Here is a 25,326-nt window from a genome sequence, read left to right as displayed (position 1 = left end):
TCGAGCTTGCGGGCTTCTATTCCCTTTCGCTGTCCGGAGTGCCCTGGAAGTCGTCGGGGTACTTCTCGAAGACCTGATCGATGAATGACCGCGCGCCTTGCGTGCCGAGCGTCCGCACCAGCAAATCGACGCTGATCAGCGCAAGCTCTTCCGGGCTGCCCGGGCTGTAGGAGCTGTGCCCCTGGGGCCAGATGGCCTTGATGTCGGCGGTGATGCTTACGGTGGTCATGGCGGGCTCTGGAGTCGGGTCTGTCGGAGCCTTGAGTAAATCATGTTGCCAGGCGTTTGGCACTGCGACTTAGGCATGGGCGCAGGGCTGTGCGACACTTGGTCGTTTCCGACCGAACCCAGGATTGCACCGTGCAGATTGACTTGAATGCTCCCGATGGCTTGACGCTCGAGGCTGTGCGCCGGTTGCTGGCCGAGGCCAGTGACGATGCGCACACGCAGTTGCGGGTGACCAAAGGAGGGATGGCCTATATCTCTTCGGGCGTGACCGGCGGTCAAGACGTCGACGGCCTGTCGTTCCGTCTGGAGACCTGGGCCAAGGGTTTAGGGTGCGTCGGGCGTGTGGCGGCGAGCGATGAGGTCTGGGTGATGCAGATCTACAACGCGCTCAAGGACAACTGGCCGAATCCGCCGTTCGACTACATCGACGTTTACTGAGGCCGGTTAATATTCAGTCACGATTGCGGAGTGAAGCATGGCCCGTCGTTCAGGCACACTCGGCACCTTTGTGATCGTGGAGGAGGGGAGCATCAGCCCCGCCGTGAAACCAAACGCAGGATTGGTGGTCGCACGATCTCGAAACAACCATTGGAAAAGGAGGCTTCATGCCTATTAAATTCATGTCGCTGGGCGCGCTCGCGACCATTGCCATGCTGGCCGGTTGCAGTGCGACTTCGAGTGAGCCGGCTAAGGATCCTGTGGCCAGCGAGTCCGGTCATGGCCGCTGCGAGGCATCGGCCGCAGAGTTCGCCGTCGGCAAAAAGGCCTCGCCGGAACTTCTGGATCAGGCCCGCACCCGTGCCGGTGCGCAGAACGCCCGGTTCCTCAAGCCGAATGACATGATCACCCTGGAGTACCGTTCCGACCGCCTGAACCTGAACACCGACAACGATCTGATCGTCACCCGCGCCAGCTGCGGCTGATCGCTGCGGGCTTTTCGGCAGGCATAAAAAACCCCGTCACATGGACGGGGTTTTTTTGTGCGCCGGGAGATTACTCTGGGCGAACTTGTGCAGCTTGCATACCCTTTTGGCCTTTCTCAGCCACGAAGGATACGGCTTGGCCTTCTTTCAGGCTTTTGAAACCGTCAACTTCGATAGCTTTGAAGTGTACGAACAGGTCGTCACCGCCACCTTGAGGAGTGATGAAGCCGAAGCCTTTTTCATCGTTGAACCATTTGACGGTGCCGGATTGGCGATTAGACATGGTGTATCTCCAAGAAACATATATTTTCAGTAGTGCTGTGCTGCTCAGGCCAACTGGGCACACCGGGGTATCATAGTCGAAATGTTCGCTTTGGTAGCCCCCCGCAGGTGTTGTTTGCCAATCAGTCGTGTTTTCTTTGCAGGTTGTTTCGGCTGGAGGCCCCGGTTTGACAGGCTTTCAAGGGCTTTGGGGTATCAGTAAAAAACCTGTAAAACCTGCACGAAACAGGTGGAAATTCGTCATTTGCTGGCCTTTTTCCCGTGTCCGGGGGCCTCAGGCACGCCGTTCGCTCATTTTTTCGCGGGGACGTTGGCCTTGCATTTGGCGATCTGGCCCAAGGCTTTCTGTTGCAGCGCCTCGCTGGCCTTGTTGTCCATCAGGGCCTGAATGTCACTGGCCGGGTAAGACTTGATGGCGTCGGCGCCGCAGGCGCAATGGGACTTGGCGGCCGCAGCGCCGATCTGCGGTGTCGCCGCCTGGGTGCACTGCGCCATGTATTTCTCGCGCTCGCCTTTCGGCCAGTCGGCATGGGCGCTCAGCGGCAGCAGCAGAACTACGGGGGCGAGAGCGGCGAAAAGGGTGTGCAGACGCATGCGAAGATGCTCCTTGTGGGTCAATGTCCTTCATCAGATGGGCGAAGGACGGATCAAGTTCATCACTCTGGCATAAAAACGGATGATCTGCTCTGGATTGCAACCTTGAAGCCTCCGCAGCCGTTCATCTGTGCTAGCATGCCGGGCTCGGGCGACCGCAGGCCTCCACGGCCCATGCGGCTCCCGTGTTTCTGTTTGAATCCCAGTCACTCTGGTTCGGTTTTCCGGTTGGCCGCAAGGCTCCTGCCGCTGTAAGGCAGGCGTTCGTCATTGAATGGCCTGGATCGGATCTTGTACTGGCTCATCCCAACCCACGTGACCTTTGGTAGGGGTCACCACTAGGAGAGGAGGCGCCATGCCAACTATTACTCTTCCCGACGGCAGTCAACGTTCTTTCGATCATCCGGTTTCCGTAGCCGAGGTCGCCGCATCCATTGGCGCGGGCCTGGCCAAGGCCACCCTGGCCGGCAAGGTCAACGGTCGGCTGGTCGACGCTTGCGATATCATCGACGGCGACTCGACGCTGCAAATCATCACGCCAAAGGATGAAGAGGGGCTGGAGATCATTCGCCACTCTTGCGCCCACCTGGTCGGCCACGCGGTCAAGCAGCTGTACCCGACCGCCAAGATGGTCATCGGCCCGGTCATCGACGAAGGCTTCTACTACGACATCGCCTTCGAGCGTCCTTTCACGCCGGAAGACATGGCCGCCATCGAACAGCGCATGCAGCAGTTGATCGACAAGGATTACGACGTCATCAAGAAGGTCACTCCGCGCGCGCAAGTGATCGAAGTGTTCAAGTCCCGCGGCGAAGACTACAAGCTGCGCCTGGTCGAGGACATGCCGAACGAACAGGCCATGGGCCTGTACTATCACGAAGAATACGTCGACATGTGCCGTGGCCCGCACGTGCCGAACACCCGTTTCCTGAAGTCCTTCAAGCTCACCAAGCTGTCCGGCGCCTACTGGCGCGGCGATGCCAAGAACGAGCAACTTCAGCGCGTCTACGGCACGGCCTGGGCAGACAAGAAGCAGCTGGCCGCCTACATTCAGCGCATCGAAGAAGCCGAAAAGCGCGACCACCGCAAGATCGGCAAGCGTCTCGGGCTGTTCCATACCCAGGAAGAAGCGCCGGGCATGGTGTTCTGGCACCCGAACGGCTGGACGCTCTACCAGGTGCTTGAGCAGTACATGCGCAAGGTGCAGCGCGACAACGGCTATCTCGAGATCAAGACACCGCAGGTCGTTGACCGCAGTCTGTGGGAAAAGTCCGGGCACTGGGCCAACTACGCCGACAACATGTTCACCACCGAGTCGGAAAGCCGCGACTACGCGATCAAGCCGATGAACTGCCCGTGCCACGTGCAGGTGTTCAACCAGGGCCTGAAAAGCTACCGTGAGCTGCCGATGCGCCTGGCCGAGTTCGGCGCCTGCCACCGCAACGAGCCGTCCGGCGCCTTGCACGGCATCATGCGCGTACGTGCGTTCACTCAGGACGATGCGCACATCTTCTGCACCGAAGAGCAGATGCAGGCCGAATCCGCTGCGTTCATCAAGCTGACCATGGATGTCTACGCCGACTTCGGCTTCAAGGACATCGAAATGAAGCTGTCCACCCGTCCGGAAAAGCGCGTCGGTTCCGACGAGCTGTGGGATCGTGCCGAGTCGGCGCTGGCGGCGGCGCTCGACAGCGCGGGCCTGCCTTATGACCTGCAGCCGGGCGAGGGTGCGTTCTACGGTCCGAAGATCGAGTTCTCGCTCAAGGACTGCCTCGGCCGCGTATGGCAGTGCGGCACCTTGCAGCTCGACTTCAACCTGCCTGTGCGCCTCGGTGCCGAGTACGTTTCCGAAGACAACAGCCGCAAGCATCCGGTGATGCTGCACCGGGCGATCCTCGGTTCGTTCGAGCGTTTCGTCGGGATTCTGATCGAGCACTACGAAGGGGCATTCCCTGCGTGGCTGGCGCCGACCCAGGCGGTGATCATGAACATCACCGACAAACAGGCGGATTTCGTCGCCCAGGTCGAAAAAACTCTCAACGAAAGCGGGTTTCGTGCCAAGTCTGACTTGAGAAATGAAAAGATCGGCTTTAAAATCCGCGAGCATACTTTGCTCAAGGTTCCATATCTCTTGGTTATTGGGGATAAGGAAGTCGAGATGCAGACTGTCGCTGTGCGTACTCGTGAAGGTGCAGACCTCGGCTCGATGCCGGTCGCCCAGTTCGCCGAGTTCCTCGCGCAAGCGGTTTCCCGGCGTGGTCGCCAAGATTCGGAGTAATTATTATTAAGCGTGAAATGAGACAGGATAAACGAACTGCACCGAAGGCCCCGATCAACGAGAATATCTCGGCACGCGAGGTTCGGTTAATTGGCGCTGACGGCGAGCAGATTGGCATCGTCTCGATTGATGAAGCGCTTCGTATAGCTGAAGAAGCCAAGCTTGATCTGGTGGAAATCTCCGCCGACGCAGTCCCGCCGGTTTGCCGGGTGATGGACTACGGCAAATCGATCTTCGAAAAGAAGAAGCAGATTGCTGCGGCGAAGAAGAACCAGAAGCAGATTCAGGTCAAAGAAATCAAGTTTCGTCCAGGGACGGAGGAAGGGGATTACCAGGTAAAACTACGCAACCTGGTACGTTTCCTGAGTGACGGGGACAGGGCCAAGGTTTCCTTGCGATTCCGCGGCCGTGAGATGGCCCACCAGGAGCTGGGGATGGATCTCCTCAAGCGGGTCGAACAAGACCTGCTCGAGTACGGATCGGTCGAACAGCATCCTAAGATGGAAGGACGCCAGCTGATCATGGTCATCGCCCCGAAAAAGAAGAAGTAATCAACAGGGCACGGCAGGCCTTCTGATTATGTTTATCCACTGAATGCGGAGTATCCGAACATGCCAAAGATGAAAACCAAAAGCGGTGCTGCCAAGCGGTTTCTGAAAACTGCTAACGGCATCAAGCACAAGCACGCTTTCAAGAGCCACATCCTGACCAAAATGTCGACCAAGCGTAAGCGTCAACTGCGCGGAAGCAGCCTGCTGCATCCGTCTGACGTGGCAAAAGTCGAGCGCATGCTGCGCCTTCGTTAATTTTTGGATCAAGAATAGAGGAAGTAACTCATGGCTCGTGTAAAGCGTGGCGTCATTGCCCGTAAGCGTCACAAAAAAATTCTGAAACTTGCTAAAGGCTACTACGGCGCACGTTCGCGCGTGTTCCGTGTTGCCAAGCAAGCGGTAATCAAGGCAGGCCAATACGCCTACCGTGACCGTCGTCAGAAAAAACGTCAGTTCCGCGCTCTGTGGATCGCCCGTATCAACGCTGGTGCTCGTACCAACGGTCTGTCCTACAGCCGTTTCATCGCCGGCCTGAAAAAAGCGTCCATCGAGATCGACCGTAAGGTTCTGGCTGATCTGGCAGTGAACGAAAAAGCGGCGTTTGCTGCGATTGTCGAGAAAGCTAAAGCCACCTTGGCTTAAGTACCCCCGACAGTCACCCGGCCCTGCATCTGTGGGGTCAGGTGTTAAACGTCATAAATAGGGGAAGAGCCTTCAAGCTCTTCCCCTATTTCGTATCTGGAGTCTGTACATGGAAAACCTGGATGCGCTGGTCTCTCAAGCACTAGAGGCTGTGCAAAGCGCTGAAGATATCAATGCCCTGGAGCAAATCCGGGTTCACTACCTTGGCAAGAAGGGCGAGCTGACTCAGGTGATGAAGACCCTGGGCAACCTGCCGGCAGAGGAGCGTCCGCAGGTCGGCGCCCTGATCAACGTTGCCAAGGAGCGTGTCACAGAGGTTCTCAATGCGCGCAAGGCTCTGTTTGAAGAGGCCGAGCTGGCCGCCAAACTGTCCGCCGAGTCCATTGACGTGACCCTGCCGGGCCGCGGTCAGACTTCGGGTGGCCTGCATCCGGTGACCCGGACTCTGGAACGCGTCGAACAGTTCTTCACCCGCATCGGCTACGGCATCGCCGAAGGCCCTGAGGTCGAAGACGACTACCACAACTTCGAGGCGCTCAACATCCCAGGCCATCACCCGGCCCGGTCGATGCATGACACCTTCTATTTCAATGCGAACATGCTGCTGCGCACCCATACCTCGCCGGTACAGGTCCGCACCATGGAGTCGAAAAAACCGCCGATCCGCATCGTATGCCCGGGTCGCGTGTACCGCAGCGACTCCGATATCACCCACTCGCCGATGTTCCACCAGGTCGAAGGCCTGCTGGTCGACCGCGACATCAACTTCGCCGACCTCAAGGGCACCATCGAAGAGTTTCTGCGGGTGTTCTTCGAGAAGGAACTGGCCGTGCGCTTCCGTCCTTCCTACTTCCCGTTCACCGAGCCGTCCGCCGAAGTCGACATGGAATGCGTGATGTGCAGCGGCAAAGGCTGCCGCGTCTGCAAGCAGACCGGCTGGCTGGAAGTGATGGGCTGCGGCATGGTTCACCCGAACGTGCTGCGCATGTCCGGCATCGATCCGGAAGAGTTCTCGGGCTTCGCCTTCGGCATGGGTGTCGAGCGTCTGGCCATGCTGCGTTACGGCGTGAACGACTTGCGTCTGTTCTTCGACAACGACTTGCGGTTCCTCGCGCAATTTCGCTAGTCGTAACGAATTCTTAGGAGAGCAGGATGAAATTCAGTGAACAATGGCTGCGCGGCTGGGTCAGCCCGCAGGTAGATCGTGACGGGCTGGTTGCCCGTCTGTCGATGGCCGGTCTCGAGGTCGATAGCGTCACCCCGGCTGCCGGCGCATTCAGCGGCGTGGTGGTGGGCGAGGTGCTGAGCACCGAGCAGCACCCGGACGCCGACAAGCTGCGCGTTTGCCAGGTGAGCAACGGCAGCGAAACGTTTCAGGTCGTGTGCGGTGCGCCGAATGTGCGCCCTGGCCTGAAGATTCCGTTCGCCATGATCGGCGCCGAACTGCCGGGCGACTTCAAGATCAAGAAGGCCAAGCTGCGGGGCGTCGAGTCCAACGGCATGCTCTGCTCGCAATCCGAGCTGCAGGTCGGTGAAGGCAACGACGGTTTGATGGAACTGCCGGCCGATGCGCCGGTAGGTACGGATTTCCGCGTTTACCTGGATCTGGAAGATGCCAGCATCGAGGTCGACCTGACCCCGAACCGTGGCGACTGCCTGTCGCTGGCCGGCCTGGCCCGTGAAGTCGGTGCGCTGTACGACGTGCCGGTGGTGCGCCCGGTCGTGGCCCCGGTGCCGGCGGCTCACGATGAGGTGCGTCCGGTCGACGTGCTGGCGCCGACCGCTTGCCCGCGCTATCTGGGTCGTGTGATCCGCAATGTGGATCTGTCCCGGCCAACCCCGCTGTGGATGGTCGAGCGTCTGCGTCGTGCGGACGTGCGCAGCATCGATGCCGCCGTGGACATCACCAACTACGTGATGCTCGAGCTCGGTCAGCCGCTGCATGCCTTCGACCTGGCCGAGATCAATGGCGGAATCCGCGTACGCATGGCGGAAGAGGGCGAGAAACTGGTGCTGCTCGACGGCCAGGAAGTCAGCCTGCGCAGCGATACGCTGGTGATCGCCGACCACACCCGCGCGCTGGCGATTGCCGGTGTCATGGGGGGCGAGCACAGCGGCGTCTCCGCGACCACCCGCGACGTGTTCCTTGAAAGCGCGTTCTTCGACCAGATCGCGGTCGCCGGCAAGGCACGTTCCTACGGTCTGCATACCGATGCCTCTCACCGCTACGAGCGTGGCGTGGACTGGCAACTGGCCCGTGAAGCCATGGAGCGCGCCACTGGCCTGCTGCTGGACATCACCGGCGGCGAAGCCGGGCCGATCATCGAAACGGTAAGCGAGCCGCATCTGCCGTCGATCGCGCCGATCACCCTGCGTGCGCAGCGCATCGCACAGATGCTGGGCATGGAAATGGATTCGGCCGAAGTCGAGCGTCTTCTCGGCGCCTTGGGCCTGAAAATCTCGGCCGACGGAGCAGGGCAGTGGCGTGTCGAGGTGCCAAGCCACCGTTTCGACATCAGTCTGGAAGTCGACCTGATCGAAGAGCTGGCACGCCTTTACGGCTACAACCGTCTGCCGGTTCGCTACCCGCAAGCCCGTCTGGCTCCGCAGGCCAAGGCGGAAGCGCGCAGCGATCTGCCGGAGTTGCGTCGTCTGCTGGTGGCTCGCGGCTATCAGGAAGCGATCACCTACAGCTTCATCGATCCGAAGCAGTTCGAGCTGTTCAATCCAGGCGTCGAGCCTTTGCTGTTGGCCAACCCGATCTCCAACGACATGGCCGCCATGCGTTCGTCGCTGTGGCCGGGGCTGGTCAAAGTGCTCCAGCACAACCTGAACCGTCAGCAGGATCGCGTCCGTCTGTTCGAGAGCGGCCTGCGCTTTGTCGGTCAGCTGGAAGGGCTCAAGCAAGAACCGATGCTCGCCGGTGTGGTCTGCGGCAGCCGTCTGCCGGAAGGCTGGGCGCAAGGTCGCGACGCCGTCGACTTCTTCGACGTCAAGGCCGATGTGGAAGCGGTGCTGGGCTTCGCCGGTGCATTGGGTGCTTTCACTTTCGTACCGGGCAAGCACCCTGCGTTGCATCCGGGTCAGACCGCACGCATCGAGCGAGACGGCCGTGAAGTCGGCTTCATCGGTGCCATTCATCCTGAACTGTCGAAAGCCTTGGGCCTTGATCGTCCGGTCTTTGTTTTCGAGCTGGTCCTGGCTGAAGTGGCGCAGGGCAAAATGCCTGAATTCCGTGAGTTGTCGCGTTTTCCTGAAGTGCGTCGTGACCTGGCGCTGTTGGCCGACAAAGACGTCGCCGCCAGTGCTGTTCTAGACGTAATCCGTGAAAATGCAGGTGAATGGCTGACAGATCTCAGGCTGTTTGACGTCTATCAGGGTAAAGGCATTGATCCGCATAGAAAAAGCCTTGCCGTCGGCTTGACCTGGCAGCATCCATCGCGCACTCTTAATGACGATGAGGTGAATTCGACGACGCAAAACATCCTCACCTCGCTCGAACAAAGGTTGAACGCCACGTTAAGGAAGTGACGTATGGGGGCTTTGACGAAAGCTGAGATGGCGGAACGTCTGTATGAAGAGCTGGGCCTGAACAAGCGGGAAGCCAAGGAGTTGGTCGAACTGTTTTTCGAGGAAATCAGGCACGCTCTTGAAGACAACGAGCAGGTCAAATTGTCGGGTTTCGGCAATTTCGACCTTCGGGACAAACGCCAGCGGCCTGGCCGCAACCCGAAAACGGGGGAAGAAATCCCGATCACGGCTCGCCGTGTGGTCACCTTTCGTCCAGGGCAGAAGTTGAAGGCCCGAGTTGAGGCTTATGCTGGAACCAAGTCATAACGACGAACTTCCCGTCATCCCGGGCAAACGCTACTTCACCATCGGTGAAGTCAGCGAGCTGTGTGCGGTGAAACCGCACGTGCTGCGCTACTGGGAGCAGGAGTTTCCTCAGCTCAACCCCGTCAAGCGGCGCGGAAACCGCCGGTATTATCAGCGCCAGGACGTGCTGATGATCCGGCAGATCCGCGCACTCCTTTACGATCAAGGCTTCACCATCGGTGGTGCACGTCTACGGCTGTCCGGCGATGAGGCCAAAGACGACACCACGCAGTACAAACAGATGATCCGCCAGATGATCGCCGAGCTTGAAGATGTGCTGGTGGTGCTCAAGCAATAAATTCCTGCTTTTAAATACTTCCAGTTTTCAAAAGCTTGCGATATATTCTTGAGCGTTCCTCGAGACGAGGAACGAGATTCACGCCTAGTCGGGGCGTAGCGCAGTCCGGTAGCGCACTAGCATGGGGTGCTAGGGGTCGAGTGTTCGAATCACTCCGTCCCGACCATTATTCCTGAGTAAAATCAGACACTTAAGCCGATCAGCTAGATCGGCTTTTTTGTGCCTGCGCAAAACTGGTGCAAAACTGGCGCAAAACTACCCGGTGATTTCGCTGATATTCAGGTCTGGAATCGCCTCCGACCAGACGACTTCAGCATGGTCGCGTTGGTAGTTTTTGGTCATGCTCTCGCTGGCATGACCGGCGATTTTCTGCCCGTCCTTTCCGGCTTTCTGATACAGGTGCAGCGACAGTGCCCGCACCTCATGGAAGCCCGGCATTTCCTCCTCCTTCCATCCCTTGTAACAGCCGGCCGCCTCCCGCGCCTCCTTGAAGGCCCGTGTCAAATACCGCTCCTCAACCTGCGTCCAGTGCTCCTTTGTCTGCGCCTGCTTCTGCTTCAGGCGATCCGGACGCCGGTGAACCAGGTAAGGGGAGGGAACCTCGTCACGGCAGCGGCCGATAACGGCTTGGAGCTCGTCGGTCACCTTGAAGCGGATCCACGCAGCATCGGTGGCTTTCGCCGTCTTCTGCTGCACCACGTACAGATACCCCTCACGAACCCCATCGAACCGCATATTGAGGATGTCCGTCCGGCGCTGGGCGGTGATCAGGGCAAGGTCTATCGCGTTCTGCAGCCAGCCTGGCGACTTCTCTCGGATCGATTTGAGGCCCTCTACGGTATGGCGCTTGCGCTGCTTTTTCTCGATTCGGTTGATGGTGCTGGCCGCAGGGTTGTCCGGGCAAAGGCCCTTCGCTGCCGCATGGTTGAAGATGTCGATCAGCAGGGCACGGCACTGGTTGGCAGTGCGGGGCGTGAGGGCGTCCAGCATCTCCGCAATCATGCGGATGGTGATCTGGTCGACGGCCTTGCCCTCGAACTGCTTGCGGAATCGGCGGAAATGCACCGCGTACAGTCCCAGGGTGCCCTTGGCCAGCTCCCGCGGCGGGAGGACGTCGCGCTCATAGGTGTCTAGGAAGCTGGCGAAGGTCTCGGTAGCGATATCCAACACAGCACCCACCAGGTCTGCCCCCTTCATGAACTCAAGGTTTAGCTGTTTTGCGGCAGCGATCGCTTTGACGCGGTCGGCGCCGAACGGGAACCACTTTCCGTCTGTAGGGCGCCGGTAGCGGTAGGTTGAGCGTCGCGCATCGTAGTACAGGTTTTGTGGCAGCCCCTTGTTGGCAGGCTTGCGCGGCCGGGGAACCATCACGCCGCTCCCTTCAGCACCATTGCAACGAGCTCGTTGCCGTGGGTTCGAGTGAAAGCGATCCAGTCCACATACCAGAGCTTGCCGATCTGCTCGCCGGGCACCTGGCCGTTTCTGATGTAGTTGCGGATCGCCTGCGAACAGGGTGGAGTGCCCCGATCGCCCCAATGCCGGCGCTGGAATTCACTGATCTTGATCAGCTCTCGCTTCATGGCGGTGCTCTCTAGACATCCGGTTGATCAATCGGCGGTTCGCTGCTTCGAACCGCCGGCTGGCTTTTCCTATTAGGGAACGCGACACCCTCCCAGCGCCCTGGCTTTCCTCGTATCGTTCCATGGTGTTGGTAGGCCCGTGGATGCTTGCTAGCGAACAGCCTCTCGCAAGCTTCGAACAAGGCCTTTTCATCTCCGATGGCAATCAGTTCTTGTCCTGCAACCGAACCAACCTGAATCCAGCCCGACTTAACGGCGCCATGGTTCTCGGTCTTGAACAACCGATAGCGGTTCCTGTGCCCGGTGTTGGGCGATGAGCTTTCACTGTTCAGGTAGAAGTGGATACCGGCGCTGTGGGCACGCAGAATTGTTCTAGCCATTGTTCAATTCCGCCTTGGGAACCGAACGAAGGTTCAGCAGCTTGATGCCGCAGGCCTTGGCCAGCACCTGCAGATCGCGCACGGTCGTCTGATCCCGCTTCATCGCCATGCCCAGGTCTATCAGGCGCTGGCCGAACTCCGCGAATTCGCTTGCTTGGTTCTGTGCTTGAGTCGTCATCACGTGTTCTCTCCGTCGTGCAATGCCAACAGGGTAATTTCTCCCGGGCGAGCAAAGTCCTGCCGCGGTTGTTGGCGTTCGCGCAGGACGATCAAGAGCTTTGGCTTCGCCATGAGGCAAAGGAGATGTGAATCAACATTAGCAAAAGCTAAAATTACAATCAATGCAAATTGCTAAATGTTATCTGCGATCCGCGTTTCCGGGCGGCCCACGCCTGTGGCCGCTCGTCGCGGAGATTCAATGGTGCTAGATTTCGAGCAATGGAATTTCTCTACGCCGCTGCTAGGTGCGGGTCTGATGACGATATAGCCTGGGGGAGCTTCAGATCCCGTGATGCTGATTCCCCCAGGCAAAGGCTTCCAAGGAAGAGTATGTGATGACGACTGATGAAGTGTACGAGCTAGCCACGAGGATTCACCTGAAGGGAAATGCGTCTCTGCAGGCAGCGCTGCAGGAGCTGGATCCTGCGGAAGCTGACTTCCTGGGGATCACCGCCGCGCAGCAGCGTGAGCAGCTACTGCAGCGAGCTATCCAAGAAGCCGCTGCAGACTGTGGTCTTCTTCCCTGGACATACATGCTGACGCTCGTAGAAGGTAGTGGGGTCGATGTGCAGCATCTTCGTGAGCAAGGCGATCGGGAAGAGGCTGAAGCCCTGGGACTGGATAAGCTGATCTAGCTGCCAGAAGCTTTCTGATAGCTGATGGGATTCTTAGGCGCCCCTTGCGGCGCGCTTGGTAGCGATCAGGGCATTGAAAAAAGCGAGTTTTCACCGCTTGCCGCAGTGCATCGTGGAATGTTCAATCAACCCCGACACCACCCTGGCGGTCGAAGTGACTGGGCCGGATGGTCATCAGTTCGCGATAGCCAACATCAACAGGCGGTGTTATCACGGCGAGGCCGGTGTCGCCAAGCTGGCCCGGGAGATCCTTGAGGAAATGGTGTTGTCTCGTCAGAACTCTCATTTGACCTGAGACGGTGCGCCTAGGTCATTCAATTCGCAGCTCAGGGTAACGAAGGCAAGGCGGCTAAAAGCTCCTCCATCGTCGCTAGGCCTCGGTCGAAGTAGGAGGCCCCTGAGTGTGTGATCGGGAGCCGGTGATCACCAATCTCGATGACGTCCACCAGCGCAAAGAGAGAGATCAGTTCAAGTCCATTTGCGCTGCGGATTTCTCGAGCAGTACCGTCATCCCACTCGGCGGCCGATGCTTCAGCTTCTTCTCGTGAGTTGAAGAGTTCGAGGATTTCCGTCGACCAAAGCTTGCTGTGATCGCGGTATTGGATCTTGTCTGGCGATTCAGCAGTTGCGAGAAAAAAGGCGTGCTTTCTAGCGAGTGCTTGAACATCTGGATGCTTCGGCCCCCGGCGAATAATCCAGGCGCCGTTGGGGCCTTTGGCACTGATGTGCGGAATCAGCACGAACTGCTCGATAGTCGGCTCATCGTCAAATGGGTAATGCGGTAGGGAGGGCCGACCCAGATGCAGAACTGTGGCGCCACATCTCAATCTTCCCCGGTGGCTCTCCGAAGCATCCCAGTCCCCAAAAGGTGAGTACTTGGCCATCAACCGAATGATCGCCGGTATTAACACCTGGGACTTTTTTCCCATAATGGGCGCAACTCGAATGAGTTTGCGGTCACGGTCGCTGATCGCCGTCGCCTGGATGGGCGCGAGATCATTTTGGGTGATCTCTACAAAGCTCCATGTGATGATGCCTTCTTTCTCTTGAGCCACTAGCTGCTTAAGTCGCTCAGGAGCCATGTAAAGCTGTTCCGCCCGCAAAGGGATCGAGTCCGTCTCTCGCTCCGCACGGCCGGTGTTTGGATCTGGTGTGATCGAGGCGATTTGCTTCCGCCAATCGCAGCCTGGTTCGCCCCAAATATGAACGGCATCAGGAAATAAGACTCCAGAGGTGCTGTCCTCCGGCGTGCCGTAGTAATAGCGGACGTACTGGAGAGCCCCGAAGAACGATTTGGCCAACACCCGAGAGGCAGGGTGGGGGCCTTCAATCACCTCGTATTCCAAGACGAGATCCAGGTCACCACAAGTCATGGCGCCGCGGGCGTAGGAGCCGACCACCCACAAAGAGGTGATCTCCACCCGCGAGGTCGCCGGCTTATTGAAGAAGTCTCTATGGGCGACGGTACGGATCGGTGCCTCATCCAGCCTCTGGCAGATCCGCTCCAGTTTCTTCGTGAAGGATTCGCGGGGAAAGCGCTTTTCAAGTGCGGCCATACTCTTGTCTCTTCACACGGGGTGAGGAGGGCGACCGTACCACTCCGCGCAGCTAAACCACCATTAGCAATGGTTACAGTGAGAGCGTTCGACTTGAGTGCGGAAGCACAGATCCGACATTAGAACAATTGCTAGCGCTGCTTGAATAGCCACTTGCCGTCTGGCTGTCTCATCGGATTGTGGGAGCTGTAGTCGACGAGGGCGATATGAGAGTTCGATAGTTTCTGGAAATGAACCACGAAATCCGAAGTGAGGTAGCTGGCTAGCGGGTTCTTACAGGGGTTCCATCGAGGGTGGCCAATGTGGACATGCCAAAGCTTGTTGAGCTGAGCGAAGCGTATCTTCCTAGCTCGGTCGGGGTCGCTGTGAGGAACTGCATCGGTGGGGCCGACCTTTCCTTTGAATTTCAGGAGGCCATGCACCTTGAAGTGCTCGATGAAGTCATCAATCAAGTCCTTTTCATCATCAGGAAGGGCCGTGTAAAGCTGAGTGAAATGTTCGCTGAAGTCTACTTGGCCTGGCATTTTTCAGCGTTCTCGCGCATCCATACACGAAATTCTTCGCGCGACATATTCTCGGGCATGGTGAATTTTTCACCGCCGATAGCTTGCTGCATCCGAGCCAAATCAAAATTGACCTCTTCCGAAGAAGGGTCGTGGCGCGGTGGCTGATAGTCTCGCTTCATGATTCTGCCTGGTCGATGTGACGCATTGGGAAGCCGTAATTTACGGTACGCCTGAGATCTACTGTATAGCCTCTGATCGTTTACGCCACGAAATGTTGGGTGGCGCAATGCCATTTTCAGACAAGTGGAAGTAAAGCAAGAAACGGGCCGTTTCTTGGGCTTTCAGCGCATTCCCGATACATCATCGGTCTCATTTTTCTGGCTTACACTTACCTATTACATTTTGCTAACTGGCGATAGACTGCGTGCTATTGTTGGGTCACAAGCAGCACTTTAACCAGTATTTGACTGGCTTAAAGATAGGCGATAGAGCAGTCCACCATCCACAAGATGGGCATGGCAAATGTTAGGAGGGCCTTCAATTGGCGGGAATCCCTACACCGCAGGACTTCTATGAGTTGTCTCTGATTTTTGAGTATTTTGTAGATCGAGCATCCAAATCGGTCGTCTCTGAACTGGATAAGTTCGCACTTGATGGTTATCTCGATTCTGATCTCTCGGTAGTCGTTGCGGCATGTAACAAAATTCTCAAGGACATACATAAAGACGTCCTTGGTGATAGGTGTAAGGCAACCTTGGAGTGGTTTGAAGCCGAGCCAGCATATGCCATGGCGTTTAAAACGGTGGGATTCGTCAAGGTGGATGAAAATTATTGGGAGGCTGAAATACGCCAAGAATTAGAGAGGTGGCTGCCTAGGTTTAGGGAGGAGAAGCGCTCCTCTACAAGTTATGTTGCTATGAGAATTGCTCGTTTTTGTGCCCACTACACAAAGTTTGTGTCCTATGTCGCGAGAGCTTCCTTTAGGTACACTAGCGGTGTCGGTTATCGCACTGTAATTGAAGGGCCATCTATTTTGCGTCGTTTGAAAGAACTGATAACGGAAGTCGACGAGGTGCTCAGTGTCGAATGGTTACCTGACAATCTTCGGACGAATCTCGCCTATAGCCTAAGAACGAAAGCAGCATTACGTGATCTAGAGTCCTGCAGCGAAATAACTTCGCCTGTAAGCCGCAGGAATGACGCAGATTTACCATCTCGCCTATTTGCATCCGATCTGTTGAAAATGAATCAAGTAATTTTTAACTCTTTTCAAAAAAAAGCCGTATTTCATCTGATGGGCCTCTCATTTGTGGCGCGACCGTTGGAAATGAGAACTATAGAAAGGTTGGCGAAAAGCGAGGTGGAGGCGCATCGGGAGATTGCGGCAAAACGTATTTCCGACAAAAGAGGGCTGGATTTCAACCAGGTTCTGTCGACACTAAAAGCAAACAAAAGCTTTAGCTTGCCGCGCGAGAACATTGATTAAAATAGTGGCGAATCGTCATATATCAATGGCAAGTAAACAGCGAATCTAACCCCGTTATCTCTAATGACTATGGGGAGCTCACAATGCATCACTACTCATTTGGCGCCGCTGCAATTATACGGGCAAGCAAAAACGTTCGTACAGGCCGCTCAAAGCCAGGCATGCCGGATCCTGGGTTATTTTTTCGAGTCCGCTTGCCGTCGGGCCTCGATACCCTTCGCTACCTTCGCTGCAAACTCAGGATCTTCCGCGAATTTTCTGATACCCAATTCGATCATCTCACTAATGACTTCCTCGAACGTCTTGCCGGTTTCCTCTACCACCTGGTTTACGTGGGTCGAGATTTCAGGGGGGAGGTCGATGGTCAGCTTCTTGGTTTTGGGCGAACCAGAGAGCGCTTCTGTAGAGATGCCGAGGATGTCCGCGAGCTTTCTCATAACGGTCTTCCTAGGCATCGCCAACCCAGACTCGTATCGGGATATCTGAGAGGGTGATACCCCAGCCGCTTCACCCAATTCTTGCTGAGTGAGGTTTTGCTGACCCCTTAAGTGGATGAGTCTATTCGCGAATTCTTGGGACATGATGAGCCTCGTGTATATCCCTAGGAGTGTACAGGAAACTCACAAAAAGCAAGAAATGTTTGACAAACTCACAAAAGGCAATAAGATCACAAAAGGCAAAAAACTCACGAAAAGCAATGGAGCGGAGGCAACCATGAGGCCGGAAAAAATCACGACCGCTGTGAGAATGATGTGCGAAATGCGTCAAAAGCTCGAAGAGCTTGCAGTTATGAACGGACGCAGCTTGAGTGGCGAAATAGTGTTTCGCTTAAGGGCGTCGTTGGAGCAGGAGAAACAATCTGCGCAAAAACAGCGGACATGAAAAAGCCTCAAGCGGTGCAACGCTTGAGGCTGTGAAGCACAACGTCTATCTACTAGGAAAAACGTCATGAGTAAGCATACCGAAGTAATCGAAAAACTCAATGTTAGCCCCGTCAAGGCACCGCTGACCGTTGAGAGCCCTTTCGCCAGCTGCAATCTCGAGAAGCAGGAGCTGTTTGCGGTACGACCGGGTATTCCGGTCGCGGATGCTCTCAACGAAGCGTCATGCATTCTCTACAACGTGAGAGCTGAGTTGTGTGAGGCTGGGATGCAGCAACAGGCTGTAATCTCTCCAACTCAGGCGTGGCTGCTTCACATGGCGGTGGAGTCAGCGAAGGCGGTGATTGACTCGGTTTACGAAAGCCTGGAGAAGTTCGCATGAACAACTCCTTCGTTGAATTCGAGCATTCGAGCGGTATCGCGACACCTTTTCAGATCCGACAAGGCATGTCGCGTACCACCATGTCCTCCCGCGAAATCGCCGACCTGGTCGGATCCCGCCACGATAAGGTCAAGCAATCCATCGAGCGCCTGGCCGCGCGTAACGATGCCAACGGAAAGCCGGTCATCGCTCTTCCCCCAATGGGGGAATACTTCGACAGTCTCGGCCGCAAGGCCTCTGAGTACATGGTCTGCAAGCGCGACAGCTTCATCGTCGTCGCCCAGCTTTGTCCAGAGTTCACTGCTCGCCTGGTGGATCGTTGGCAGGAGTTGGAGGATCAGGTTGCTAAGCCGTCCTTTGATTACGCCGCTGCGCTGAGCGACCCTCGGACGCTCTTGGCGTTGCTCACCGAAAACGTGACGAAGGTCGTCGCGCTGGAGGCCGACAACGTTGAGCTGACCAAAGAGAACCATCTGCTTGAGGTGAAGGTTGGGCAGGACGCGCCGAAGGTGGCATTCCATGACATGGTCACGGTGTCACATAAGACGTACAACGCTGCCCAGGCTGCGAAGATCATCGGGACTGGCCGCACAAGGCTGCTGCAGTTCATGCGGCAGAAGGGGTGGGTGACGAGGAGCAATGAGCCTTACCAAGCGAAGATTGAAGCCGGCCTGCTTGATGTGAAACTGGGTACGTTCGAGCACCCTATAGAGGGCACGATCCCTACCTGCTCGACGCTGATCACCGGCAAGGGGCTGACCAAACTTCAGGCGATGTGGCAGAGCCGCGAAGAGGATCTACTGAAGGAGTAGGGGGAGAGAGCCCGGCCATGTGCCGGGCTTTTTGCTGTCTGAGGTCAGGGCTTTTCGGAGTTCGCTTTCTCGAGCAGGCCGGCGATGCCTTCCAGCAGCACCAGGTCTGACTCCGTGAGCTTGCCCTTGGCCGCGGCTCGGGCCAGTTTGTCGATGATGGCGATCGCCCGCGGCGATGCGCTGCCCAGCATGGCCTGGTAAGCAGGGGATTGTTCGCGAATGACTTCGTGGCGGCTGAACTCACCTTCGATGACGTTCGGGCCGTACCCGGCGGGGTTTACGAGAATGCCCGGGGCCAGGCCAATCTTCTGCTCGAGGTTGAGAGCCGCTTTTTCGCCCAGGCCTCGATGTCCATTGAGGATCTGGGACAAATAGGAGGCGTCCAGATCGTGCTGGTCGGCGAATTCTTTCTGGCTGAGGGAGCCGATGACGCGCCTTAGCGCTTCGACCCTAAGAGTTTTCATATCCATAGGCGAATACTGGTCTCGATTTAGCAGACAGTAAATTATAAAGTGCTATTGCAAGTCGAATTAGCAATGTGTAATCTGAAATTCTTTCGGAGATCACCATGAAGCTACTCGAATTCATCCGCTCCCTGGAGCCGGCTCAACTGGGTGCTTTGGCAGAGCGCAGCGGCACCAGCGTCGGCAACCTCAAACAGATCGCCTACGGGTATCGCCTCGCGGGGCCCGGGCTTGCCATCAATCTTGATCGGGAGTCGGGCAGGGCGGTCACCTGTGAAGAGCTGCGCCCTGATATCGACTGGGCTTACCTCCGCAATTCTCCAACCAGCTCCGAGCAATCCGCCGCTTGATTCGACGAGCGAAGTGTCGCTCATCGTCAGATCGCGCTGTTACGACAACCGGCATGAGGTTTCCCGAATGGAACAGGTACATCGCGCAATTCATGAAGCAGTGCTGGATGCGGGGCCAAAGCAATTGGCTCATCTGATGGGCATGAGCCATACCGCGCTGCTGAACCGCAGCAATCCGAACGATGACACGCACCGGCTGAACCTGGAGCAGTTCCTGCAAATTCTGGTGCACAGCAAAAATCCTGAGCCTCTGCAGCAGTTGGCGAGCGCCTTGGGGTACGAACTGGTGCCCCGGGTGAGGCCTGAAGGGGTCAGCCTAATTCAGGCCTTGGTACATCTTGCGGCCGAGTCGGGTGATGTCTCTCGTGCAGTTCATGACGCGCTGGCGGATGGGCACGTTTCGCAGATCGAGAAGGTTGGAATCCAGAAAGAGATCGGCCATGTGCGCCAGTGCTTGCTGGTGCTGGAAGAGTCGGTAAAGGCCGCTTGATAGGGGCGACGAAAACCTTAAGCGGTCAAGAAATCATCCTCCAGCGGGTTGGCGTAGATGATGAGTCCATTCAGCCGGAGCAGGTGATCAGAGCGGGATTTTCATTACTTCAAACGGGTGGTTGATCAGCTTCACCCGGAGCAGAAAGCAACAAGCCCGGCGGGAACCGAGCCTATCAAATCGTCCTGTGCAACCAGGACAACACATCTCAAGAGGTACTTATCATGGCATACGCAATCTGTAGTGAACAAGCTCGTCCCTTGATGATGATCAACTCATCACCGATTCGTACACGCGACGACCTGAGCTTCACCGCTCGTAACGCTCTGGGCCATATGGTCAATTGGCCGCAGAACAATCCAGGTGTCGCGACGGACTGGGAAAAGGGAATCGCCTTCTTCGAGCAAGAAGTCGGCGCGCTGGCCAGCTTCGATGAAACTGCAGCCTTCGAAGCGATCCAGTTCGCGATCACGGGCATGGGGGGGCGTTACACCTGTTTGGAGATCGGGTTCAGTGAGTCTATTGCCCGGGCAGCCGTCTTGGGACTCAGAGCCATGCGCGCCGGAGAGGCTCGCTTTGAGCCATCAGAGGAGGACGACCAGTGAGCCTGTCAACGATGCGCTCTGCCCGTATTGCCCAGGATGCCGAGGCAATGCACTCATCCGGCTACTTCGTCGACGCTATCGGCCGTCTCTTTCAAGAACTGGCCAGCGAAGCGCCGGACGCAGTCGATCGGATTCTGAACGGTTACACCCTCGGTGGCATTGCCGCGGGCCTTCGTATTGTGGGTGGTGAGTTGATGGCCCGTGGCGACGATTTGAAGGGGCAGTTGGGGGAAGTGGCGCGCAAGGAGGATGCAGCATGAGTGTTTCGCCGCGAGCACATTCAGAGCTATCCAGCGCCTGCAGAATCGCAGGCCCTTGGCCTACCTATACCTGCTTCCGAAATCTTCCTGAGCGCGATCGCTGGGTGCTCTACGGAAGCGCAAAGGCCTACCGGCAGGCACTGGAGGATCAGGGGTTCGTCATGGCCGAATCGTACGAAACGTTCATCAAACGTGTCACCGACGAGATGGAGCTCTGACGTATGAGTCTGTTGTTCAACTGCCGCCCTCTGGTTATCAACCCTCAGCTTGCTGAGCGCATTGGGCTAAACGAAGCGATCGTCCTGCAGCAGCTGAGCTATTGGCTGAGCGACACCACGTCTGGTGTGGAGCATGAGGGCCGGCGCTGGATCTACAACACGATTGAGCAGTGGCAAAAACAGTTCCCGTTTTGGTCGGCAGATACCGTCAAGCGGACGCTCACGTCGCTGCAGAAGCAGGGATTGGTGATGGTCGAGAAGCTGGCGAGGGCCAAGCATGATCAGACGAATCACTACACCATCAATTATCAAGCGGCTGCCCTGATCGAACAGGGCATTTTGCACCGATCAGAGGAGGGCAATTTGCCCCAATCGGTCGGGGCAAGATGCCCTGATCTTCTTACAGAGATTACAACAAAGACTACTACAGAGAATTCTTCGTGCAGCCAGGAGAGTCCGCTGGAGGGGTTCGAACAGTTCTGGAAGCTCTACCCAAACAAGAAGGGCAAGAAGGAGGCGTGTAGGCGATGGGCCAAGTTGAAACCTGATCCAGGACTGCGCCAGACGTTGATGACAGCCTTGAGCGATCACTGCTTGTCGCGCGATTGGGTCAAGGACTATGGCCGGTTTGTACCGATGGCCTCCACCTGGTTGTTCGGTGAGCGCTGGAACGACGTGCTCACACCGGCTGGGGCCAGCTCGAACTCGGCCTATCACGGCCTCCCGAACCACACGCACGAGATGTATCCGGAGAAGAAGAATGGCTCGAACTTCTAGTTTTTGCCGGCCGCCTCACGTTCGTTTCTTCGACCTGGAGTGCGCGCTGCATGGGACGGTGAGCAGTTCCGAGGTCGAGCAGTTCGACGGTTCTGTCTTGCCGCGTGGCTGCCAGCATTGCCACTGGGAGGCGCTGCATACGGCGCCGAAATCTTCCGAGGCGCATATCCTGGCTAGCGGTAGAAAGCGGGCTGAAGACCTGAACAGGCTGCTTGTAGGCTCCGGCATTACACCGCGATTCAAAGGTTGTTCGTTCGAGACCTACAGGACTGCCGGGGGATGTGACGGAATGCCCAAGGCGCTTCATGCCTGCAGGGACTACGTCGATCAGTTTCCCGATAACTATGCCGCCGGCCGCTCCCTGGTTCTTACCGGCAATGTCGGCAATGGCAAAACCCACCTTGCGTGTTCGATTGTCCAGGCTGTCATCCGGAAGCACGGGGCTCAAGCAGTCATCGTCACCGCGGCCGAGATCATCCGTGTCTTCAAGGGGGCCATGGATCGAGGCGCAGAGTATTCGGATCGCGACGTCCTCGACGAACTGGCGGCGTTCGACTTGCTGGTGATCGATGAGATCGGCGCTCAAAGCGGCAGCGCGTATGAGCTGAGCGTTCTTCACGAAGTGATCGATCGGCGCTACCAGTTTGTCTTGCCGACTGTGGTGGTTTCCAACGTGGCAGCTGCGGAGCTTGCTCGCTATATCGGTGATCGTGGGCTGGATCGGTTACGGCAGGGTGCGGGACAAGCGGTCGGATTTAACTGGGTTTCAGCGCGAGGTGCGGTATGACCAGGGAACTGTTCAGCGATGAGGCAGAGCAAGCCTTGCTGGGTGCCGTGCTGGTGAACGGCGACCTGTTCGACGCAATCACCAGCCAGGTATCGGTGGCCGATTTTCATGACCCGGAGAACGCCGCGCTATTCCAGGTTATGGGAAAGTGCCACGCCGCCGGCAGCCCCATCGACGCCGTGACGCTGCATGACTTCGCAGAGTACCTGCCGAGCGGAGCCAGGACGATGGGCTACGCCGCCGAACTGGCGCGCAACACCCCTAGCACGGCCAACTGGAAGGCCTATGCCAAGGTTGTGACGGAGCGAGCAGTGCTGCGCCGACTGGTGGATGCTGCCGATGCGGTACGCGAGTTGGCCACCGAGAACCGGCCAGTAGGGGACATCATCGCCAGCGCCCAGCAGGCAATGGCGGATCTGCGAGATCTGCAGACCGGTGAGCCTGACTACAAGCGCATGGCCCAGGTGGTGGCTCGGAACGTTGACGTCATCGACGCCAAGTTCAACGGCGCCGCTGAGTCAGGTTTGTCGACCGGCTTGATAGATCTGGACAAGATGATCCGCGGGCTGCGCAAGAAGACCGTGACCATCGTTGCCGGCCAGCCGGGCAGCGGTAAGACAACGCTTGGCCTGCAGATCGCCCAGCACATCGCTTGTAGCGGGGCAGGCGTCGGGCTGGTGTTCTCTCTCGAGATGCCTGAGGAGGAACTCGGCAACCGTGCGCTGGCGTCTCTGGGCGGTATCGACCTTAAGCGGATTGATGACGGCAGCCTGCAGGATGAGGACTGGCCACGGCTCACCGCGGCGGTTCAGAAGATCGTCGATGCGCCACTGTTCGTCTGTGACAAGCCAGGCCTGACTGTCGCGCGCATCCGCAACATTGCCCGCCAGGCGCAGCGGGCGCACGGTCTCGATGTGATTGTGATCGACTACATCGGCCTAATTGGCTCGGACACTAAGGCACTCAACCGAACATTGGAGCTCGGCAGAATCTCGACCGGCATCGTCAATATCGCCAAGGAGCTAGAAGTGCCGGTGATCTTGTTGGCGCAGCTCAACCGCGAGCCCACGAGGCGTCCAGGCAAGAAGCCAACCGCCTCGGATCTTCGTGACTCGGGACAGATAGAGGCGGACGCCCACTGCATCATCCTTGTTCATCGCGACAACGACTCTGAGGAAGGCCAGAACGGAGTCACCCAGTTGATCATGCCCAAGTGCAGGCACGCTCCGATCGGATCTTGCCTCGTCCAGCAACAGGGCCAATACGCCAGGTTCGTCAATTTTTGCAGCAGTTCTTATCCGTCCGATGAGGAGGTCGAGATGAATCGTCCGTTCGCCAGCAAGTACAGGAGGAGTGCTAAATGATTGGTCAAGTTGCCGCAATGCTTCCGCGTAAGAGCATGAGTGACCTGGAGCGGCAGTTTTTGAAGGTCGCCGGCGAGGAGCTGGCCAAGGTCAAGATAGGCGGGCCGACGGCTCTTGCGTATCTATTGGATATGGTCGCCAGCTGGCATGGCACCCGCGCCCAGATTGGCTTCCATGACTTCGGGCAGCGATGGTTGATCGAGGGAAATGCTAAAAGCCAACCTGCTGGCCGGCTGCTCCGCGACCTGTTCGGCCTGAGCGATCCAGACCCGAGGAAAGCCGCATGAAGAAACGAACGTACGTTGGCAAACCGTTGGGGGACACCGAGTGGCTTCTGGAGCAGTGGGGCTTTTGGCGAATGGATGGAATGGGTGTCCCGCATTACATTTCCCCGCTCCATGCTTTGATGCGTGATCATACGCAGTGCCACGAGGGGATAAAGGAGTATTCAGTGACCGATGACCTGGCCCTAGTATTGGATGGAGCCGTCGCGCGATTGACGAAGCGGGATCAGCAGATGGGAGACTTTATCTGGCTTTACTTCGGTGCCAAATGGACGGCCTTGCGCATCGCAAGGGGGAACGACATGGGCGAGGCAAAAGCGAGGGAAGTCATCAAGGCTGGTGTCGCTTGGATTGACTCGGCTTTGGAGACGATCCGTGAGGCAGCGTAAAAAAGTCTTTCCACGCGGATAACGAACTGATTTCATGTCACCGTGTTCAGATTTAAAGCGCGCCCCCCAGAGAAAGCCCGGCCAGTGCGTTGGGCTTTTTTGTTTGAGAACTATGAAATATTCTCGGCCCCTAATCGGATATTGGAGGGGCATCGAGTGGTCAAGAATGATCGAGTTTTTCACGCGATTCTGAAGCGTTGTACTGAAGCCGAGCCTTTAGATTGGAGGCTTAATTTATGTGCAACTGACTTTACTGCCAATTTGACAGAGGACGAGGCTAAAGAATGGCCGGATTCGCTAGTTCAAGGCCATCTCTTGCTCTTGGAGGATGGTGGATATCTCAAGCTTAGTAACGGGCAGGACGGACCGTATGTCACAAGGGTTACTTTGGCAGGTCATGATCTGCTTGAGCAACTCGACAAAAAACGAGCTCTTCGGGACAATCCATTCCTTCGTTGATCACATTGATTTCTCCAAGCCTCGCCATAGTGCGGGGCTTTTTTGTTTCTGCCGCTTAAGCATTGATGGCGATGCAGCTCGCTCGTAACGAGACGACACAAGGTTCGAATCCTTGAGGCGGCACCAGTTTCATCGCTGCCCCTCCAGCGCTTGGCCGTTCACCACGGCCTTTTTTATTCCACCCGCCGAGACCCACGAGGCGCTTATGAGAGACCAAGCCATGTCAGAGCCAGGCCCATTGACCGCTGTAGGTGGTATCGCTCTGTACAAGCTCGGCGCCTTCGGCTTCGTGGCTGTGCTGGCTGCAGTGGTCGTCATGGCGATGACACTCCCCAAGACGGTTCGCGAGTTCGTTGTGGCGATCATCAGCACGACGGTATCCAGCATCTGCGGGGGTGCCTTCGTGGTGCGCTGGTTTGGTCTTGCGGCCTGGGCGAACGACGACATCGGCCTGATCGCCCTCGGCGGCGTGATCTTCGTCTGCGGACTCCCAGCATGGGTTCTGGTGCGTGCTTGGTTCAAGTGGGCCGAGAACCGCAAGGACAAGGATCTGGCCCAATTGGCTACAGACCTGCAAGACCTGAAGAAGACAGTCACCGGCGGCCAATGACATGCCAAGGCAGATCAAGGCCAAAGCCTACCTTCCATGGTGGTTCAGAACCTATGTCCGCACCGTCTACATATTCGCCTACATTGCCGGCCTTGAGGTCGACACGGACGTGATCCGCGCCCAGGCCAAGCAAGTCACGCGTTACCGCGAAATCGAATAG

40 protein-coding genes and 2 tRNA genes are annotated in these 25,326 nt (G+C 57.2%); 30 read left to right on the top strand and 12 right to left on the bottom strand.

Going from position 1 to position 25,326, the window contains the following annotated elements; translation table 11 throughout:
* Positions 1–16: 16 nt before the first annotated feature.
* Entirely contained in the window at positions 17–229 is a 213-nt protein-coding gene (locus tag KVG96_RS14800; RefSeq protein WP_217892812.1) for a hypothetical protein, read from the bottom strand.
* 131 nt (positions 230–360) lie between these two features.
* On the opposite strand from KVG96_RS14800, the gene KVG96_RS14795 reads away from it, so the two are divergent.
* Together KVG96_RS14795 and KVG96_RS14790 are read left to right on the top strand one after the other, a co-directional pair.
* Positions 361–666 (top strand): hypothetical protein, encoded by a 306-nt coding sequence (locus KVG96_RS14795; protein ID WP_217892811.1) that lies wholly within the window; start codon positions 361–363, stop codon positions 664–666.
* 167 nt (positions 667–833) lie between these two features.
* Positions 834–1,151, top strand: coding sequence for an I78 family peptidase inhibitor (locus KVG96_RS14790; protein WP_217892810.1), 318 nt, complete (start codon positions 834–836; stop codon positions 1,149–1,151).
* A 70-nt stretch (positions 1,152–1,221) separates the two neighbouring features.
* Here KVG96_RS14790 and KVG96_RS14785 read toward each other — a convergent pair whose 3' ends face one another.
* Entirely contained in the window at positions 1,222–1,434 is a 213-nt protein-coding gene (locus KVG96_RS14785; RefSeq protein ID WP_085577457.1) for a cold-shock protein, read from the bottom strand.
* Between the two features lie 290 nt (positions 1,435–1,724).
* The gene (locus tag KVG96_RS14780; protein WP_217892809.1) at positions 1,725–2,027 is read right to left on the bottom strand and encodes a hypothetical protein; all 303 of its coding nucleotides are present in this window, start codon (positions 2,025–2,027) and stop codon (positions 1,725–1,727) included.
* A gap of 355 nt (positions 2,028–2,382) precedes the next feature.
* Between KVG96_RS14780 and thrS the strand changes: the two genes are divergently transcribed.
* The 9 genes from thrS to KVG96_RS14735 all read left to right on the top strand — a co-directional run bounded on the left by thrS (position 2,383) and on the right by KVG96_RS14735 (position 9,838).
* A complete protein-coding gene (thrS, locus tag KVG96_RS14775) occupies positions 2,383–4,305 on the top strand; it encodes a threonine--tRNA ligase (protein ID WP_217892808.1) in 1,923 nt (640 codons plus the stop codon).
* Positions 4,305–4,856 carry a translation initiation factor IF-3 gene (gene infC / locus KVG96_RS14770; protein ID WP_170929973.1) on the top strand — a complete coding sequence of 184 codons (552 nt, stop codon included), beginning with the start codon at positions 4,305–4,307 and terminating at the stop codon, positions 4,854–4,856. The genes thrS and infC overlap by 1 nt, the downstream gene beginning before the upstream one ends.
* 60 nt (positions 4,857–4,916) lie before the next feature.
* Positions 4,917–5,111 (top strand): 50S ribosomal protein L35, encoded by a 195-nt coding sequence (gene rpmI, locus KVG96_RS14765; protein ID WP_002553160.1) that lies wholly within the window; start codon positions 4,917–4,919, stop codon positions 5,109–5,111.
* Positions 5,112–5,141: 30 nt separating this feature from the next.
* On the top strand, positions 5,142–5,498 hold the full coding sequence (rplT, locus tag KVG96_RS14760; protein ID WP_085577453.1) for a 50S ribosomal protein L20: 357 nt from the start codon (positions 5,142–5,144) through the stop codon (positions 5,496–5,498).
* 109 nt (positions 5,499–5,607) lie between these two features.
* Positions 5,608–6,624 carry a phenylalanine--tRNA ligase subunit alpha gene (gene pheS, locus KVG96_RS14755; protein WP_085577452.1) on the top strand — a complete coding sequence of 339 codons (1,017 nt, stop codon included), beginning with the start codon at positions 5,608–5,610 and terminating at the stop codon, positions 6,622–6,624.
* 26 nt (positions 6,625–6,650) lie between these two features.
* A complete protein-coding gene (pheT, locus tag KVG96_RS14750; protein WP_217892807.1) occupies positions 6,651–9,029 on the top strand; it encodes a phenylalanine--tRNA ligase subunit beta in 2,379 nt (792 codons plus the stop codon).
* 3 nt (positions 9,030–9,032) lie between these two features.
* A complete protein-coding gene (gene ihfA / locus KVG96_RS14745) occupies positions 9,033–9,335 on the top strand; it encodes an integration host factor subunit alpha (RefSeq protein WP_002553164.1) in 303 nt (100 codons plus the stop codon).
* Positions 9,316–9,672 carry a MerR family transcriptional regulator gene (locus KVG96_RS14740; RefSeq protein ID WP_085577450.1) on the top strand — a complete coding sequence of 119 codons (357 nt, stop codon included), beginning with the start codon at positions 9,316–9,318 and terminating at the stop codon, positions 9,670–9,672. Before ihfA ends, KVG96_RS14740 begins: the two co-directional genes overlap by 20 nt.
* 89 nt (positions 9,673–9,761) lie before the next feature.
* Positions 9,762–9,838, top strand: a tRNA-Pro gene (locus KVG96_RS14735).
* Positions 9,839–9,927: 89 nt separating this feature from the next.
* Here KVG96_RS14735 and KVG96_RS14730 read toward each other — a convergent pair.
* The 4 genes from KVG96_RS14730 to KVG96_RS14715 are packed head-to-tail and all read right to left on the bottom strand — an operon-like array spanning position 9,928 to position 11,810.
* The gene (locus tag KVG96_RS14730; RefSeq protein WP_217892806.1) at positions 9,928–11,040 is read right to left on the bottom strand and encodes a tyrosine-type recombinase/integrase; all 1,113 of its coding nucleotides are present in this window, start codon (positions 11,038–11,040) and stop codon (positions 9,928–9,930) included.
* Positions 11,040–11,252 carry a hypothetical protein gene (locus KVG96_RS14725; RefSeq protein WP_217892805.1) on the bottom strand — a complete coding sequence of 71 codons (213 nt, stop codon included), beginning with the start codon at positions 11,250–11,252 and terminating at the stop codon, positions 11,040–11,042. Before KVG96_RS14725 ends, KVG96_RS14730 begins: the two co-directional genes overlap by 1 nt.
* 11 nt (positions 11,253–11,263) lie before the next feature.
* Positions 11,264–11,632 carry a hypothetical protein gene (locus KVG96_RS14720; protein WP_217892804.1) on the bottom strand — a complete coding sequence of 123 codons (369 nt, stop codon included), beginning with the start codon at positions 11,630–11,632 and terminating at the stop codon, positions 11,264–11,266.
* Entirely contained in the window at positions 11,625–11,810 is a 186-nt protein-coding gene (locus tag KVG96_RS14715) for a hypothetical protein (RefSeq protein ID WP_217892803.1), read from the bottom strand. Before KVG96_RS14715 ends, KVG96_RS14720 begins: the two co-directional genes overlap by 8 nt.
* Positions 11,811–12,186: 376 nt before the next feature.
* On the opposite strand from KVG96_RS14715, the gene KVG96_RS14710 reads away from it, so the two are divergent.
* A complete protein-coding gene (locus KVG96_RS14710; protein ID WP_217892802.1) occupies positions 12,187–12,486 on the top strand; it encodes a DUF6388 family protein in 300 nt (99 codons plus the stop codon).
* Positions 12,487–12,559: 73 nt separating this feature from the next.
* Positions 12,560–12,781, top strand: a complete 222-nt coding sequence (locus KVG96_RS14705; protein WP_225927415.1) for a hypothetical protein — start codon at positions 12,560–12,562, stop codon at positions 12,779–12,781.
* 31 nt (positions 12,782–12,812) lie between these two features.
* On the opposite strand, the gene KVG96_RS14700 is transcribed toward KVG96_RS14705, so the two are convergent.
* From KVG96_RS14700 to KVG96_RS14690, 3 genes are all read right to left on the bottom strand, one after another.
* A complete protein-coding gene (locus KVG96_RS14700; protein ID WP_217892800.1) occupies positions 12,813–14,042 on the bottom strand; it encodes a hypothetical protein in 1,230 nt (409 codons plus the stop codon).
* Between the two features lie 131 nt (positions 14,043–14,173).
* A complete protein-coding gene (locus KVG96_RS14695; protein WP_217892799.1) occupies positions 14,174–14,566 on the bottom strand; it encodes a hypothetical protein in 393 nt (130 codons plus the stop codon).
* On the bottom strand, positions 14,551–14,727 hold the full coding sequence (locus KVG96_RS14690; RefSeq protein ID WP_217892798.1) for a hypothetical protein: 177 nt from the start codon (positions 14,725–14,727) through the stop codon (positions 14,551–14,553). Before KVG96_RS14690 ends, KVG96_RS14695 begins: the two co-directional genes overlap by 16 nt.
* A 362-nt stretch (positions 14,728–15,089) precedes the next feature.
* Between KVG96_RS14690 and KVG96_RS14685 the strand changes: the two genes are divergently transcribed.
* A complete protein-coding gene (locus KVG96_RS14685; RefSeq protein WP_217892797.1) occupies positions 15,090–16,034 on the top strand; it encodes a hypothetical protein in 945 nt (314 codons plus the stop codon).
* Between the two features lie 176 nt (positions 16,035–16,210).
* Here KVG96_RS14685 and KVG96_RS27800 read toward each other — a convergent pair whose 3' ends face one another.
* Entirely contained in the window at positions 16,211–16,615 is a 405-nt protein-coding gene (locus KVG96_RS27800; RefSeq protein ID WP_225927414.1) for a helix-turn-helix domain-containing protein, read from the bottom strand.
* A gap of 55 nt (positions 16,616–16,670) precedes the next feature.
* On the opposite strand from KVG96_RS27800, the gene KVG96_RS14675 reads away from it, so the two are divergent.
* The 3 genes from KVG96_RS14675 (at position 16,671) to KVG96_RS14665 (ending at position 18,109) form a co-directional block, all read left to right on the top strand.
* A complete protein-coding gene (locus KVG96_RS14675; RefSeq protein WP_225927413.1) occupies positions 16,671–16,916 on the top strand; it encodes an Arc family DNA-binding protein in 246 nt (81 codons plus the stop codon).
* 66 nt (positions 16,917–16,982) lie between these two features.
* Complete coding sequence (locus KVG96_RS14670; protein ID WP_217892795.1) at positions 16,983–17,297, top strand: DUF3077 domain-containing protein; 315 nt, start codon at positions 16,983–16,985, stop codon at positions 17,295–17,297.
* Positions 17,294–18,109, top strand: coding sequence for a phage antirepressor KilAC domain-containing protein (locus KVG96_RS14665; RefSeq protein ID WP_217892794.1), 816 nt, complete (start codon positions 17,294–17,296; stop codon positions 18,107–18,109). The genes KVG96_RS14670 and KVG96_RS14665 overlap by 4 nt, the downstream gene beginning before the upstream one ends.
* 44 nt (positions 18,110–18,153) lie before the next feature.
* Here the strand turns inward: KVG96_RS14665 and KVG96_RS14660 are convergent, their stop codons facing one another.
* A complete protein-coding gene (locus KVG96_RS14660) occupies positions 18,154–18,579 on the bottom strand; it encodes a helix-turn-helix domain-containing protein (protein ID WP_225927412.1) in 426 nt (141 codons plus the stop codon).
* Positions 18,580–18,677: 98 nt separating this feature from the next.
* Between KVG96_RS14660 and KVG96_RS14655 the strand changes: the two genes are divergently transcribed.
* The 13 genes from KVG96_RS14655 to KVG96_RS14595 all read left to right on the top strand — a co-directional run bounded on the left by KVG96_RS14655 (position 18,678) and on the right by KVG96_RS14595 (position 25,326).
* The gene (locus KVG96_RS14655) at positions 18,678–18,923 is read left to right on the top strand and encodes a transcriptional regulator (RefSeq protein WP_217892793.1); all 246 of its coding nucleotides are present in this window, start codon (positions 18,678–18,680) and stop codon (positions 18,921–18,923) included.
* 67 nt (positions 18,924–18,990) lie between these two features.
* On the top strand, positions 18,991–19,413 hold the full coding sequence (locus KVG96_RS14650) for a phage regulatory CII family protein (protein WP_217892792.1): 423 nt from the start codon (positions 18,991–18,993) through the stop codon (positions 19,411–19,413).
* Positions 19,414–19,637: 224 nt separating this feature from the next.
* Complete coding sequence (locus tag KVG96_RS14645) at positions 19,638–20,018, top strand: hypothetical protein (RefSeq protein ID WP_217892791.1); 381 nt, start codon at positions 19,638–19,640, stop codon at positions 20,016–20,018.
* Positions 20,015–20,278 carry a hypothetical protein gene (locus KVG96_RS14640; RefSeq protein WP_217892790.1) on the top strand — a complete coding sequence of 88 codons (264 nt, stop codon included), beginning with the start codon at positions 20,015–20,017 and terminating at the stop codon, positions 20,276–20,278. The genes KVG96_RS14645 and KVG96_RS14640 overlap by 4 nt, the downstream gene beginning before the upstream one ends.
* Positions 20,275–20,496, top strand: a complete 222-nt coding sequence (locus KVG96_RS14635; protein ID WP_217892789.1) for a hypothetical protein — start codon at positions 20,275–20,277, stop codon at positions 20,494–20,496. Before KVG96_RS14640 ends, KVG96_RS14635 begins: the two co-directional genes overlap by 4 nt.
* 3 nt (positions 20,497–20,499) lie before the next feature.
* Positions 20,500–21,273 carry an LvrA C-terminal domain-related protein gene (locus tag KVG96_RS14630; RefSeq protein WP_217892788.1) on the top strand — a complete coding sequence of 258 codons (774 nt, stop codon included), beginning with the start codon at positions 20,500–20,502 and terminating at the stop codon, positions 21,271–21,273.
* Entirely contained in the window at positions 21,257–22,060 is an 804-nt protein-coding gene (locus tag KVG96_RS14625; protein WP_217892787.1) for an ATP-binding protein, read from the top strand. Before KVG96_RS14630 ends, KVG96_RS14625 begins: the two co-directional genes overlap by 17 nt.
* Positions 22,057–23,424 carry a replicative DNA helicase gene (locus tag KVG96_RS14620; RefSeq protein WP_217892786.1) on the top strand — a complete coding sequence of 456 codons (1,368 nt, stop codon included), beginning with the start codon at positions 22,057–22,059 and terminating at the stop codon, positions 23,422–23,424. The genes KVG96_RS14625 and KVG96_RS14620 overlap by 4 nt, the downstream gene beginning before the upstream one ends.
* 17 nt (positions 23,425–23,441) lie before the next feature.
* Complete coding sequence (locus KVG96_RS14615; protein ID WP_217894229.1) at positions 23,442–23,711, top strand: hypothetical protein; 270 nt, start codon at positions 23,442–23,444, stop codon at positions 23,709–23,711.
* The gene (locus KVG96_RS14610) at positions 23,708–24,097 is read left to right on the top strand and encodes an antiterminator Q family protein (protein WP_217892785.1); all 390 of its coding nucleotides are present in this window, start codon (positions 23,708–23,710) and stop codon (positions 24,095–24,097) included. Before KVG96_RS14615 ends, KVG96_RS14610 begins: the two co-directional genes overlap by 4 nt.
* Positions 24,098–24,606: 509 nt before the next feature.
* A tRNA-Thr gene (locus KVG96_RS14605) sits at positions 24,607–24,682 on the top strand.
* Positions 24,683–24,761: 79 nt separating this feature from the next.
* Positions 24,762–25,166: a hypothetical protein gene (locus KVG96_RS14600; protein ID WP_217892784.1), complete on the top strand. Its 405-nt coding sequence runs from the start codon at positions 24,762–24,764 to the stop codon at positions 25,164–25,166.
* A 1-nt stretch (position 25,167) separates the two neighbouring features.
* The gene (locus tag KVG96_RS14595) at positions 25,168–25,326 is read left to right on the top strand and encodes a hypothetical protein (protein WP_217892783.1); all 159 of its coding nucleotides are present in this window, start codon (positions 25,168–25,170) and stop codon (positions 25,324–25,326) included.

It is taken from the genome of Pseudomonas ekonensis (assembly GCF_019145435.1).
GTDB lineage: Bacteria > Pseudomonadota > Gammaproteobacteria > Pseudomonadales > Pseudomonadaceae > Aquipseudomonas > Aquipseudomonas ekonensis.
This window is presented reverse-complemented; position numbering and strand designations above follow the sequence as displayed.